The 14,129-nt window shown below is 46.0% G+C and carries 8 protein-coding genes and 1 tRNA gene; 5 read left to right on the top strand and 4 right to left on the bottom strand.

Going from position 1 to position 14,129, the window contains the following annotated elements; genetic code table 11:
- Positions 1-274: 274 nt before the first annotated feature.
- On the top strand, positions 275-2,011 hold the full coding sequence (locus CX664_RS22815) for an ankyrin repeat domain-containing protein (RefSeq protein ID WP_101748955.1): 1,737 nt from the start codon (positions 275-277) through the stop codon (positions 2,009-2,011).
- A 178-nt stretch (positions 2,012-2,189) separates the two neighbouring features.
- Positions 2,190-4,262, top strand: a complete 2,073-nt coding sequence (locus tag CX664_RS22820; RefSeq protein WP_101748956.1) for an ankyrin repeat domain-containing protein — start codon at positions 2,190-2,192, stop codon at positions 4,260-4,262.
- 729 nt (positions 4,263-4,991) lie between these two features.
- On the opposite strand, the gene CX664_RS22825 is transcribed toward CX664_RS22820, so the two are convergent.
- Complete coding sequence (locus tag CX664_RS22825; RefSeq protein WP_101748957.1) at positions 4,992-6,128, bottom strand: hypothetical protein; 1,137 nt, start codon at positions 6,126-6,128, stop codon at positions 4,992-4,994.
- Between the two features lie 556 nt (positions 6,129-6,684).
- Between CX664_RS22825 and CX664_RS22830 the strand changes: the two genes are divergently transcribed.
- The gene (locus CX664_RS22830; protein ID WP_101748958.1) at positions 6,685-7,026 is read left to right on the top strand and encodes a c-type cytochrome; all 342 of its coding nucleotides are present in this window, start codon (positions 6,685-6,687) and stop codon (positions 7,024-7,026) included.
- 10 nt (positions 7,027-7,036) lie between these two features.
- Here CX664_RS22830 and CX664_RS25940 read toward each other — a convergent pair whose 3' ends face one another.
- On the bottom strand, positions 7,037-7,264 hold the full coding sequence (locus tag CX664_RS25940; RefSeq protein ID WP_146000239.1) for a hypothetical protein: 228 nt from the start codon (positions 7,262-7,264) through the stop codon (positions 7,037-7,039).
- Positions 7,265-7,633: 369 nt separating this feature from the next.
- Here CX664_RS25940 and CX664_RS22835 point away from each other — a divergent pair, with 369 nt between their 5' ends.
- Together CX664_RS22835 and CX664_RS22840 are read left to right on the top strand one after the other, a co-directional pair.
- Positions 7,634-10,447, top strand: coding sequence for an ankyrin repeat domain-containing protein (locus CX664_RS22835; RefSeq protein ID WP_180966595.1), 2,814 nt, complete (start codon positions 7,634-7,636; stop codon positions 10,445-10,447).
- A 190-nt stretch (positions 10,448-10,637) separates the two neighbouring features.
- A tRNA-Thr gene (locus CX664_RS22840) sits at positions 10,638-10,713 on the top strand.
- A gap of 571 nt (positions 10,714-11,284) precedes the next feature.
- Here CX664_RS22840 and CX664_RS26675 read toward each other — a convergent pair.
- Together CX664_RS26675 and CX664_RS22855 are read right to left on the bottom strand one after the other, a co-directional pair.
- The gene (locus CX664_RS26675) at positions 11,285-12,196 is read right to left on the bottom strand and encodes a DUF1186 domain-containing protein (RefSeq protein WP_180966596.1); all 912 of its coding nucleotides are present in this window, start codon (positions 12,194-12,196) and stop codon (positions 11,285-11,287) included.
- On the bottom strand, positions 12,193-14,004 hold the full coding sequence (locus CX664_RS22855) for a restriction endonuclease subunit S (RefSeq protein ID WP_219622275.1): 1,812 nt from the start codon (positions 14,002-14,004) through the stop codon (positions 12,193-12,195). The genes CX664_RS26675 and CX664_RS22855 overlap by 4 nt, the downstream gene beginning before the upstream one ends.
- Between the last annotated feature and the right edge of the window lie 125 nt (positions 14,005-14,129).

Genomic DNA, 14,129 nt, shown 5'->3' on the forward strand with positions numbered 1-14,129 from the left:
GTAGCCAGAAATATTCGATTCCATATGGCCAGCTACTTAGCAGGCCCATCAATTGGCGCTGAATCACGGGAAGCAATTGAAATGCATCAGGAACTTGTTTAGCAGGAAAAATCAGAATGCGTCAGTAAACAGGGAAGACTTGATTATTTCCGTTTTTATACCAGACTCGTCTTCTGGTCATATTCGGGAGACAGCCAGTATTTTTTTAACAGATTCTTTTGAATGAGCATTTTTTAAATGAAATGTACAAAAAACCTACTTTGAAATATTTACCATGACTTCCGTCACTCCTGAACATCTCAAGTCATTCACGCCCACTGCTTCACCCGTTCTGGTCTGTCACCATCTGACCATGCAGCCTCGCAGTGACGAGTTATTCAATGGTCGTCAGTTGGTCGTGTGCGAAAACTCCGATACACGACTCATCCGTTCTTCTGGTTGTCAATGCGATACGCTGTTTCGTGATGATGCTGACATTCAGGAATTAGATACGTTGCTACAGAACCGGGCTATTGATATTCATGCGAAAAAAGCCCGGTATATAACCCGGGCTTCAGCGCATGGTCCCCGAGAGACGGTGTATTGGCGCTCGCCACTGAGAGAACTTAACCCAAATATACTGGAGCAACTGCAATGGTACCTGAGTAAAGAGGGAGTTGATATTAATCAGCCCATCAACCAGTCGCAGCAAACCCTGTTGCATCAGTTCTGTAAAGTGAGCTGTCTCTATCACAGGGAGCCGGAAACGCTGCACCCTGTGCATTCTGATACGGTGGTGAAATTTCTTTTGAGCCGTGGGGCCTCCCTGCTTCCTGATCGCGCTGGTAACACACCATTACACCTCGCCTGCAATGTTGGAGCTACCCCGGAGCTTTTGGAAATATTGCTGGAAAAGGTCAATGGCAGCCCGGAAATCCTTGATGCAGTGAACAACGACAGGAAAACAGCCCTGTCCGAGGCGCTCAGTTCATCAGCATGGGTTGGTATAGCGGTGCTTCTGTTGCGCTCCGGAGCCAGTATCGGTGACGCCGACAACAGGTATCATTACAGTCCGCTTCATGCAATGATCGAAAATCAACAACTTACCAGTGAAAAACTGTACTTCCTTACCCGCTATGGGTTAGATATCAATCACTGCTTCAGTGAAGGCATACTCCCTTTCAATGAGTTTGTCAGGGATATGTATTACTGTAACTTCTACTTTGATTCCGATGTACTTCTTTACCTGTTAAAGGCAGGGCTGGCCCTCAACCGCCTCGATTGCTATGGTCAGTCCCTGCTTTCCATGTGTTTCGATGTTTTTGCCGGAAATATCGATTATTATCGAAAGCTTGAATTGTGTGCTTTTGTCTTGAAAGCTGCCTATAAATACCATTTCCCGGGAAATATTGATGCTCTGAAAGGCGCTGTTTCGGATGCATTAATGGAAAAACACGCAAAGGATATCTGTCAACTGTTAATAAGCTTTTCGGATGTTTTTTATCTCATTGATAACACCGTCGAAATCATTGCCAGCGACTTGAGTGCGCAAAATAAAAAGAAATTGGAAGGGTGGTTGAAACAAGTCAGAGATATGTATCCTCCGGATTGGAGCCTACGCCCTTTTGTCTACCAGCCCTGTGAACATTTTGCGCACTCTTGCAAAAATTCTTTCATGCGTCATATGGACGCTGTTTACAATGCGGCAACCACCGATTTTGCCGGGGTTGGGTTACTGGAATCAGATCTGGATTATTTTGAATCATTAGCACTAGAGCTGGAGATTAATGAGAAATCTGATTGTGATGATACTGAAGATCATCAGGGCAATCATTCAGTCCGATATTCAGATATTCATTTATATGACTGGCTTTTTGACTGTCAATTTTCAGCATTACGTCAACTGCTTTTGTCACATAAAGAAATTCATAAGACTATCGGTCAATATAAAAACAAGCTCATGGGTGAATTATCCATTGACAATAAAGAGAAACTTGATCAATTGCTCAGAGAGACTACCTTGGTTGGTTAACTACTTAACGATATGACCCATTAAAATTCTCTACTGTTTTGTCCTCAGTCAGTCCAGGGTTTGAGAGTTGTCTGAAATGGTCATGTGCTTGAATGAATGTTTTCAGGGTGATTTGCAGAAGTCTCTCCATAGAGGTTGGAGATCAATGAATATCGTAAAAAATTTCCAGAGGTATTCAATGTACACACATGCTTTAAACATTCTCAAACACACAAGACAACTCACCAACAGCCAATTTTCAGCAATGGCTGCCAACTCACTTCGACATGAAGCCGGTAACAAATTGTTTTCGGGGCGGGTTGTTTTTGGGCAAGCCATACAAAACCTGCATATGTCGGCTCGCTCTGAACGGTGTGATTTTTCTGATGATAAATACAGGCCAGGGAATGAGTGCGACCATGTTGAAATGAATATCCAGGATGATTCACCTTTTCCAGACAAGGGTGATCATCACTGTGAATTTATCAACGACATGAAGTCGGGAGCTAATAGTTACAGCCGCTTTGGAGGACCAATTATGCGTTCAGTCACCCCTGATGATCTCAAGGCATTCAAGCCCATTGCATTACCCGTCGTGGTCTGTCACCACCTGTCACTGGAGCCTAAGACGACAGAGATATTTAATGGACGCCAGGTGATTGTGTGCGAAACCCCGGTTACACGGTTAATCCGTAGCCCTGATTGCCAATGCAATACTCTGTTTCGAGGCAATGCTGACATTCAGGAACTGGATACGCTGTTAGAAAGCAGGGGTATTGATATTCGTGCGAAAAAAGTTCAGCACATAACCCATACTTCGGCGTATGGGGCCGATGATACCGTGTATTGGAATTCTCCACCGCGAGAAGCTGACCCCAAGATACTGGAGCACCTGCAATGGTACTTAAGTAAAGAAGGTGTTGATATCAATCAGCCCATCAATCAGGCGGGGCAAACCTTACTGCACCAGTTTTGTCGAGCGAGCTGTCTTCATTCACGCAGTGGTGGACAGAAGTACAAAGTGAATCCTGATACCGTGGTGGAATTGCTGTTGAGCCGTGGTGCCGAACTGGTTGCTGACCGCTTTGGTAACACACCATTACACGTTGCCTGTCAAACTTTTGCCTCCCTGGCGCTTATGGACAGGTTGCTGGAAAAGGCCGGTGGCCGTCAGGAAATCCTTGACGCCGTTAACAGTAGAGGGAGGACAGCGCTGTCTGAAACGTTGAGCTTAACGTCATGGGTTGGTCTTGCTGTGCTGCTGTTGCGGGCTGGAGCCAGTATCGACAACGCTGACAACCATTACGAAAACAGTCCGCTTCATGCAATGATGGCAAGTCGGTTTCTCGACAGTGAAAAAATCAATTTGCTGACCCACCATGGGTTAGATATCAATAAGCACACCAGCGAAGGAAAACTCCCTTTTAATGAACTGGTCCGGAACATTAACACCTATTACTTCTATCGTGTTTCTGACACGCTTCTCTATTTGATAAAATCCGGGTTGCATCTGAACCGCCTTGATCATAATGGCCAGTCCCTGCTTGCCACATGTTTCAGTGTTTTTGAAGATCATGGTGAATATTTTCGCAAGCTGGAATTGTGTTCTTATGTCCTGAAAGCCGCTTATAAATACAATTTTCCGGGAAATATCGACACTCTGAAAGGGGCTATTTCAGATACGTTAATAGAAACCCGGGCAGGTGATATTGGAAAACTGTTAACCAGTAATGCGGATGTTTTTTATCTGATTGATAACACCTCTGACGTCATTGCCGACAATTTGAGTGCGCAAAATAAAATGACGCTGGCAACGTTGCTGGCAAAAGCCAGAGATATGCACAGTCCGGATATAAGTCTTTACCCTTTCGTCTACCTGCCCCGTGAACCTTTTGCCCACTCATGCAAAGATTCCTTCATAAGCCAGATGGAAGCTACCTATAACACACCGAGAAGTGATTTTGCCAGGGTTGGGTTAGATCCAGAGTCGGATGATTCTGTCGTACGGGACAGTCATGATTGGGGCGAATCCAATTACCATGAGACAGAGGACTCTGAAGACAACGACGCTATTCACCATTCAGATATTAGATTATATGACTGGCTGTTTGAGCATCGGTTTGAAGCATTACACCAGCTGCTTTCGTGCGATAAAGGACTTCATAAAGCTATCTGTAAACATAAACTCAGTCTTGCAGGTGAATTATCGGCTGATAATCAGGAAAAGCTCGATCAATTGCTGCTGGAAACGGGTTCGATGGGTAAATATTAACTAAGATGTAGTATTTTCAGGTTATTGTATTGTTATTAATGCACGATTAAAGACCTGCTTATTTTCTGTTTGGTCAAAAGGTGGTCAACCCTGAACCGGGTCTCAGCAGTAACTGGTCGATCATCCGTGCATTATTAGTGGGTATTTATTGATGTAGATCAATTCTTTTGCTTCGGTAAATACGTAGCATAGGCTTAATCATTGAGTGTTTGCCGAAGTCGGTAACGATTGTTTCGGTGCCTGGTAATAAGAACACCAAATACTCACTCTCTGTCTAAGAATAAATACCACCCCAATAATAATAAAAAACGCAAACAGCTGATGGTTCAGCACTTGCAGCCTTGTCTCTGGCAAGGTTTTTTATTATGTGAGAAGAGGGTTGCCAGTGGCAAATGTCTTACACGGAGTATGGTGATTCCCTGACTGTAAATCATAAGTAAAAGCCTCAGTATGGAAACTGTCAGTTGAGACAGGAAGTCTAAGCAGCCAGGAAGGTGGATGGCTGACAAATCAGGGATGTGCCATGGCAGGGAGCCAGTCGACAGGATGTCCGGATTTTCAGGATGAAGGCTGGGCAGGGACTATAGTGGGGCAGGATGCCTAACCAATTTGACAAATATCCATAGGTAAAAAAGCAGATCCAGGATGGATCTGTTTTTGTTTGCGCCTGGTATTCTTCGACTTCGCTTCAGGGTGAATGGAGATCAAGTTCTGAACCGGGAAATTAATTCAGTACTGTTCCAGACGCATAGCCAATTCTTGCCATTGCTCCGGGGTAAGTCGGGTAAGCTCATTTCTGGCCCTGGCGACAAAATCCCCATAGGGCTTATCTCGCATTGAGGCAAGTTCCACTGCGGCCGGTTCACCCACTTTTTTGTCATTCACCGGAGCCATGATTAACAATCCACTCATTTCAAGACAGCCATAACTCTGCTTTTCAGGCACATATTGAGGATTAACATTGGCATTTTGATTTCTGGGAAAAATGAAAGAGTGCAAGGAGTTATTATCGTCTAACCAATAGACCAGGTTGTAGCCGCCAGTACCACAGACATCGCTTTTGCTTAAGTATTTCAGAGTATTATTAAAGATTTGCGCAAATTCAGCAGGATTCTCACCCGCAATATGAATTCCTGAAAAATGTGCCGTGTTATGGGCTTGATCACCGGTCATCCAACGGATCGTGGTTTTCCCATGCTGTATTACCGGCAGGTCAGCCTCCAAAGAGAGTTGTCCGTTATCCAACGCTTTTCGCAGGGGCAAATTCTCTTTCATTGCATGGATATGAAGATGTGGTTGTGAGTTTCCCCTGTAGCCACTATGGGCAAACGTATAGGCCGACCCCATGGCTGTTGCCAAATCAAAGAGCTCTGAACTTTTAACAAATATGTGACTTTGATCAAGATGTTCTGTGGGTTTTATCAACCAGCATTCGGAACTGTAAGGCCGGAAATTGGAGATGATGGTAATGCCTTCGGTGTGGATTTTCAGTAGCCTGGAATCGTTATTGCATAATGCACAAGGCTTTCGTGGGTGACTCTGCCCTTTGTTCTTTTCAAATGATCCCTGAATGGATTCATCGAAAGTGTAAAGCCTGTTAGGAAAGGATCTGAATTTCAGATACGGGTTGTCTTGAACCAGGCCATCCTGACACAGCAACTGATTACATAGGGTGTGCTGTGCCTGACGAGCCATTATCGGCAATACAGGTTTGATTTTACGCGGGTCGTCAGGCGATATGATCTTGACGGAATCGACTGCCTGAACATGTTTGTCGATAAATGTTTGGAGTTCCTGATAAGTAGTATCTTGAAGATAGTGGCAGTTATCAGTATTTGGTATTAAAAAGTGCTGAGTAATGTTCATGCCCACCTCCTTGTTGATTGACTAAAAATGCATCTCAAAGAAGCTATGTGGCTATGTTTATGCGCTTTGAAAGAACTGCATTTTCAATCATGGCTGTTTCGACTTTGGACCCATCAAATAGATTTGAGCATTCCTTGCCTGATCCCGTCGCAATCTGGATTAGCCTTATGTCCTTTTTTTGTTGAATAATCTGACTGCCATTAAATCATACCGAGTAAATGAAAGGATAAAAATAACAAAGTGGTTAGCAATACTAACGGCCTTAAATGCTTTGATGGTTCGCAAGACCCAGCTTGACGAAACGAGAATTTCTTAACCCGGATATTTCATAAACTGCCCCGAATCTCGCGTACGACCACATGGATGTGGGAGATAGGGCGACGCAGGATGCCAAAGCCGAGGACTTTGCCGCTCTAAGGGATTTTGTGAGGGAGCTCCGTACCGGGGAGTACGGTCGACTGAGCAAAACTCCCTTAGAGCGGCAAGGGACAAGCGAGAGCGGGAGCACGTTTATGAAATATCCGGGTTAGCCCAGTTCTTTGATGACCCGGAACTGATGCCTGAGGCCTTTTTGCCTGAAAAAGCAGGCTACATAGCACCGCCATTGGATCGAGTATGGGCTTCAGCACCCTATTTTCACAATGGCTCTGTGCCCACACTGTACCATGTCCTGAAAGCCAGTGAGCGACCTGCTATCTGGAGTCGAACCAATACAGACCCCTTTGCCTACGATCTGGAAAAAGTGGGCCTCCTTTACCAGGAAAAAGATATCTCTCCGGAAAACTATGCCCGTTGGAAAACCGCGGCCAAAGGCAACCCCCGGAGTGAGGAAGCCAGAGAATTCAGAAGATGGTACAACACATCCGGAATGGGTCGATCCAATCAGGGGCATGACTAGTTTAGCGCCATTATGGACAATGACGAGATTTATGCCGTAGTGGAGTTTCTGAAGTCATTAAGCGGACCGACCATGAAAAATGGCATGCCAAAACCCAAACGTTATTATCAGCTTGAGCAATAGCGTCTGCTGAAATGATAAAACCAGTACATGGTTTCTTGCCCTGAAAATTACCACAAGATAGATGGGTGTCTTTTTTTCTTGCTAAAATGAGAACTTTTAAGCGGTTTTCTGACATGAATTCCTTAATGTCTACCCTAAGAAGCGGTTAGTCGGCTTAGATCTGGCGTTCATCAAAAAGAAAAAACACCATTAATGTAGCAAGATCTTTAGGAGAGTTAGAGCAATGCAGCCTGCCGGGGGAATAACACCGATATTACCTAATCACCCGGGGGGGATTGATACAACCACCAGAGTTCAAGTTGAAAAGGATGATCCCCCAACGGGTGTAGAAATTAGCATACCCTCTGCCCAGAGCATGTCATTACCGCTTGCACAAAATGCAGCGCCACCAGAAAGTTTACACACCAAAAGAATGGTAAAACTAAACCAAGTTCGCCCCATTCTTAGTCACCACTGTGCCAAATCCTGTGATAAAGAAGCATTTTTGGAATCATCTGATCAACTAACGACGCATCAAATGGCGATGGATATACCAGGCCTGCCATTCCTTTCAAAGGAGGCTTCATGGGATCAAAACACCCATCTTTATAATTCATCCCTGGACCTGATAAACCTGATAAAACAGGGGGATACAGAAAAAGTAAAAGAATGCATTACCAATAACCCCTTTTCCTTGGCCATTGAAGATGCAGAGGGTAACTCCGTCCTGCATCTGGCCGTGTTACACGGCCATGAACATCTATGCCGACTGTTGGTTGATCGAGCTCAGCACCTGTTGCAGGCAACCAATGACAACGACGAACGACCTTTGCATATTGCAGCCAGAGCAAAACAAAACAATTGTTTGAACTTTTTACTGAATAACTACCCCAGCTTCTTAATACTGCAAAATGCACTGGTGTATCCTGACAAATCAGGACTAACACCGGTACACCTGGCGGCTCAATACGGAAATAAAGTCGGTTTAATGACCATGCTGGATTATGAAATTGGCAAGTATTTGTTGTCCAAGCCTGATTCCCCTATTTGGGTCGCGATAAAAAATGGACACATAGAGTGCGTGGCCGTTATTCTCGACTGTTTACATACTGCTGGTGTTTTTTATCAACCATATTGCGCTCTTCGCTATGCTGTTGAGTGTGGCCAGTTGGATTGTGTCAAATGGCTTGTACAAAACTATCCAGACTCTTTCACCCCTGAAGATCCTGATTTAAAAGGCTTAAGTTCTCTGACCCAATTAGCGGTAAAACATGGCTATGATGACATTTTACAATACCTTCTTGAGCAGCCGTTCTTTATCCAACGACTGACGAAAATGGAATATGCAGCTGAATTTAACAGTAAAGGGAATGATGTCTGTGCAAAACTGATCAGAGATGCCCGGGAGAAAGTGAAGCAACCTTTTCGTCCGGTAAAGAATTTTGATAAAACACTATTCCAGCAAACCTGGCAGCGGGAAAAAAATAAGATTGCCAATAAAAATACCATGGTAGAAAAGCAAACCTCACGAAAGTATCCGCACCCATTATTGGATCACATGGATGACAGCTTGTCTGGGAGTGTATCGTCCACTGAATATCTGTCACAGGCTAAAGCTTTGATAAGCGCATTGCCGGAAATAGGGGTTTATGTACGTTGCGCCGTGTATGAAAATAAAAATGAAGAACAAGGTCAATTCTGGGCCATGGGTGATGCCACGGCATCTGTCGGACTGATTAAGGCCCTTGTTGCTTTGGGTGCAAAAACAATCCATGTACAACTGTCACCACCGGATGACAGTGACCTTATTACACGACAAAGATTTAATAGTGAAGAGCAGATAAGATATGTCAAGAAACAGCGTATAGCATTATCCAAGCTGGCTTACTTACTGCCGGGAATAAAGATTAGACCGGGCATTCAGGAAATTTATATAGACGACACCAAAGTTATCATTTCCAGTTGTAACCTGCAAAGTGAGAATAAAATCAATGGTGCTGTTACCCTCTCATTTCTTGAAGCCGAAGAAATGTACCGAGAATTAGGCTATGTGCAAGAGTCCCATATTAGTTTAAAACCCTATCGTTTTTGCTCTGAATTTGAAGCGATGTATCTGGATACCGATACATCAGTTACAACGAATAATAGCGGCCAACTCCTATGGTCACTGCTTTACAACTTTTTCTTGTCCATTTTCACTTATATCAATAACGACAACAGTTCAATGCCCGACTGTAATATCCACCCTTTGCATCTACCGGTAAACTCCATTATTCCCGGTGGTGATCTGCAATCAAAGGAAGCTGAAATATCGACCGAATCCCTCGATAGCCATCAACTGACATTAGTCTCTGCTATTAATCAGCTTTGTGATTTATCCGCTAAAGGGAAAATACAAACCGCTGTAGTTTATGGTTTGCATCATAATGCACTGCGCCACTTTAAAAAAACGATATTAACCAATTGGCTTGGCGCTGTTAAACTAAACCAGGGTCAGGTAACGAATGCTCTCCCGGTGGTGGTGACCACCACCACCAGCGCTTTCAGAGATGAAGACAGGGCAGAAAATGGCAAGAGTGTGTTAAACGGAATCGCGAGAACCACAGGTTTCACACTGATTGACTTTCGCGACCAGCAAGACCGGGCCTCTCTGATGGCCGCAGGCAAGGACCAATTGTTTCTTTGTCTGATGCCCAGTTTGCCAGGGCAGGGTTTCAACAAACTGGTGCAAAGCTCCCGGTTCCCGGTGTTAAGTGAAGGTGCCAACCTGACCACGAGCCTGTTGCAACATGGCCAACCTCATCTTTCTCTCCTTCCTTACGGTCATACGCCAGTGGCCCAGGACATGGGAGTGCCGCTGGAGGCTTTAAAGGCCATGGCCTTTTCCTGCAAGTTGCAGATCGACAAAAAAGGAGCCGAGATTGAAGTCCTGAAAAAATTGTCAGACCTTGCCAGGAAAAGCGGCTATGTAGAGGCGCTCTCTTATATCAACAAGATAAAGACCAAAGACTTTGAAAATGGACCTTTGGGTTTTGTCTGGAATGATCCTCAACCCTCACCTTTGCAATTGCGACCAGTCACCATTATGAGCCTGTTACAGAAAGGAGCAAAACTGGGCAGTATTGAAAAAAAAGTGTTACTCGAAGCGCTTGACCCTTCCGATAAAGCCCTGGCCGATTATATCAACAGCTGCCTGGACAAGGACTCAATCACAACCCATCACTTCCGGCTGCAGCAAATGCATGTAAATAAGCCTTTTAACAATAAGGTGGTGGCAGCGCTGCTCCAGTTTGGACGCTATAAAAAACTGCTGGCCTGAGTAAACTCCATTGAAAGGATGGATTAGACAGGAACCGGCGGTATTCTCAGCTGGTAACAGCTCCCGGGCTTCTCCTCAAAACGCACAGCAAACAAAATAGTGGCTTTGGGGTTGGCGACAAAATGAAGATCAGAGTGCATATGGAAGTTGACAAACACACCCGGCATAAATATTATTCACCTCGTTCCTTGCCGGTATAGCTCAGTTGGTAGAGCAACTGACTTGTAATCAGTGGGTCCCGAGTTCGACTCTTGGTGCCGGCACCATATACAGCAAAGCCCAAAGCGTTAGTAAGCACTTCGGGCTTTTTTTGTATCTACCAGTTTGCCCCCACTTTCGCTTAGGCTGTAACGGCACTAATGGGTATCAGGCTCTGATCTGCAATACAGCCTTCTGTCACTCATAAACAATTACTTCTTACGGTCTTCAGTGATCAAAGACTGGCCGGATATCTTTTCCTTTGTGCGTGCTCAGTCGTCGAAAAACCTGAAGTAGATTTCTCCCCCCCTTTTTTTTAAGTGGTGTACCTTGAACGCCAGAACCGGTGAAATCTGCCATTTGCCCCTCAATGCCTCCTGGCAAAAATGAACTCAAGCATCCTGGCTCAGATTCTGTCTCAGATAGATGCCTTCAATGTTGGTTGCACTGTAGCGTACTGGTTACCAGAGAAATCCAGATGCCACGGTTCAGGCCCTGAGTTTACCGATCAGGGCCGACAGAGAAACCGACATTGGCTCTACAGCGATTGAATGTGTGGGCGCGTGGGAAAACCGGAAAAAACATCGGCTATGGGTGTATGCCTGTTGCAGATTCCGGTTAATGGCAGGTGTTTATTGCCTATCGTCCACAACACTTCTTGAACTTTTTGCCGCTGCCGCAGGGGCATGGGTCATTGCGGCCTGTTTTGGGTTCGGCTCTCAAGAAAGTTCCACTATCGTGTAATACGGTACCCTTTGGCGTTCTGTCTGGAGTAACAGGCCCCTTGCGCTCTGGAATGGTTCGCTGTTGCTCTATCGGCTGGAATGATGCCCAGCTGGACAGATCATCGGTGGTGTCGGTGATGTAGTGTTTGAGATGCCAGAGTTCGTCCAGATTGTCGTACTCTGACACGATCTCGTCTTCAATGCTTTTCAGGGATGTCACGCTTGTGTCGGCCAGCCCGTCCTCATAGGCCTTGCGGATATCGGGCAGCAGTTCGGCAAAGCGGAAAGCGGCACAGCAGATGATCAGGCTGTCCCACATAAAGCTGTCCTTGCGCACCGGGTACTCCCGGAACAGCCAGGTAAAATACGACAGCAGGTCTTCCCGGCTTAATGCCTGTTCGGTAAACAGGGTAGCCAGGCTTTCCAGGGCGGCGGCACGGACAAACTCATCCAATGCTTCGTTTTCCACCAGCGCTTTGAGCGGTGCAGTGTCACCGTGGCAGATGGAAGCCAGAATACGAGTCATGCCACCGGTAATGGCATCACCAAAGTAAAACTCGGCACTGTCTTCCCTGCAGGTCAGCAGGTGGATGATCAGTGGATACGCTCTGGCTTCCCGGAACTGAGCCAGCAGGAAAATGGCAAACAGGGTCAGGCCGTGGTAGAAGTCGTCAATATCTTCGCCCAGGTCTATAAGCTCCTGAAGGTGGGCCAGCAGATGGGGCGTGATGGCCTCTTGCTGTGCAACGGCGGCGTTAATGGCGGCGTGTGGGAAGGAGCCTTCGGGGTTGTTGGAAAGCTGTTCCAGAATTTCGTCGATGGTCATGGGTTGGCTGCCTTGGTTTGGGTAGTTGAATTCGGGTTGGTGGGGTTCAGTGCCTGTGCCACCATGGCATCGGCCAGATGCAGGCGGGTTTGCTGCTGGTGTTGCAGGTGGGTTTTGATTTGGTCGCAGAGGGTTGTTAGTTGGTTGACTTTGGCTACTATAGAGTTAAGTTCTGCGAGCGGTGGTAGCGGGACAAGCAGAGTCCCAAGAATTTCCAAGTTGATATTTTTCTGTGCCGTTGATGGTGCGAACTCTTCTAAATGATCTTTTGCTGTTCGGATGAAATACTCAAAGTAGCTTACATCCATCTCAGTCTCGTATGGTCTGAAACCAACCACACTATCTGGAAAGCAGGCATCAAAGCCAAGTATACCTGTATCGGCTATGTTGGCTGCTATGGTTATGCACATAGTACCAGCTGGCCAGAGACGGCTTTGGTTTACACCATCTACATTATATAATGCTGAGTGTGTTTTGATTACTCGTCCTGTATGTTTTGCACCTGAAACATCACCAGTTTGAATGAGAGGAGTTGATCCTTCGGAATACAGGATTGGATCATTTCTTGGTCGATGTTTTGATTTTCCTCTGGCGAGTTCACCAATATCCGGCATACGACACCACTCCCACCCATCCGGCAATCCAAACGGCTTCTCGTCCTCCGCAACCGGCGACAACGGCTTCTGTTTTTTGATTTTGCCTTCTTTGACCAGTTGGGCTTTTTCGGCGTCGATGCGTTCCAGCAGATTGGCGGCGGGTTCGTCGTTGGGGTCTTGAGGTACCAGCTTGCCCATCACGGCCAGTTGCAGGATGGTCTGCTTGAGCTGGTCGATGCTCGCCTCGGTGGTGAACAGGGTGGTGAAGTGGTTGGCGATGCGCTGCCAGTTCTTTTCCAGTTCTTCGGCATTGGCACTGTTGGTGAGGGTTGCCAGGAGGTTTTCTACCAGTGTCGTATGGGCCGACAGGCTGGCTTCGGTCTGCTGTTCAATCTGGTCGCACAAGGCCATCAGTTCATCGACTTTGGTGACGATGCGGTGTTGTTCACTATCACTTGATAAAGGGATTAAAAATTTAGCCAAATCGGCTGCTGATAGGTTTGGCTGTGCAGTTCCATTGTCGTACTGCTTAATCATTGCCATGGCAAATGGGCTGTCAAAATATCTCAGCAGAAAGTGCTGATCAATTCCTTCAAATGAACGAACTATAACTAATGATGAAGCGATAGCTCCAGTACTCAGGCCAGATACTAATGCAGACTTTCCTAACGAGCCCCTTAAACAATAGAGAATATCACCTTCCTGAAACTTTCCAGCACGAAGTAAATCGAACCTTTCTTGGGTTATGAACGTCATTTCAGACTGGTTAACACGGCTGTTTTGTAAGTGCCCTGCGTTTACAAAAGGGATACCTCTTTCAACGAGTAGCGACTTATTCGGATAGTTCTTGCTTCGATCACCATTCTCCAGAGTACAGATATCACCAAGTCTTACCCACTTCCAGCCTGTAGGTACTTCGAAAGGCTGTTCATCTTCAGCAATAGCAGGTAACGCTTTCTGATTTTTGATTAATTTTTCCTTAGCAAGCTTCGCCTTCTCCGCCTCAATCCGCTCCAGCAACTTAGAGGCAGGCTCATCCTCCGGATTCTGCGCCACCAACTTCCCCCGCACCGCCAGCTCCAGAATCAGCTCCCGCAGTTTCTTAATGCCATAAAGGTCAATCTTCTTGCCGGAACCCCGGCCAGAAGCGGATTTGTTCTGCACCGCCAGCGCCAGGGTAGAGAGGTGGTTTACGATCAGTTGCTCAGTCATTATTTGTACAATCTCCGTTCACCCTGAGCGGAGTCGAAGGGTGATTGGCACGGTCTTCGTTGTTGGTTCGGAGTCCACATCCTTCGACAGGCTCAGGATGAACGGGGTTTTGCTGCTCAGTAATA

The sequence above is a fragment of the Endozoicomonas acroporae genome (assembly GCF_002864045.1).
Taxonomy (GTDB): domain Bacteria; phylum Pseudomonadota; class Gammaproteobacteria; order Pseudomonadales; family Endozoicomonadaceae; genus Endozoicomonas; species Endozoicomonas acroporae.

Coding starts and splice junctions, on each gene's coding strand:
- CX664_RS22815 (WP_101748955.1), top strand. CDS start 275: ATGACTTCCGTCACTCCTGAACATCTCAAGTCATTCACGCCCACTGCT.
- CX664_RS25940 (WP_146000239.1), bottom strand. CDS start 7,264: ATGTCAGAAAACCGCTTAAAAGTTCTCATTTTAGCAAGAAAAAAAGAC.
- CX664_RS26675 (WP_180966596.1), bottom strand. CDS start 12,196: ATGACCATCGACGAAATTCTGGAACAGCTTTCCAACAACCCCGAAGGC.
- CX664_RS22825 (WP_101748957.1), bottom strand. CDS start 6,128: ATGAACATTACTCAGCACTTTTTAATACCAAATACTGATAACTGCCAC.
- CX664_RS22855 (WP_219622275.1), bottom strand. CDS start 14,004: ATGACTGAGCAACTGATCGTAAACCACCTCTCTACCCTGGCGCTGGCG.
- CX664_RS22830 (WP_101748958.1), top strand. CDS start 6,685: ATGCCTGAGGCCTTTTTGCCTGAAAAAGCAGGCTACATAGCACCGCCA.
- CX664_RS22820 (WP_101748956.1), top strand. CDS start 2,190: ATGTACACACATGCTTTAAACATTCTCAAACACACAAGACAACTCACC.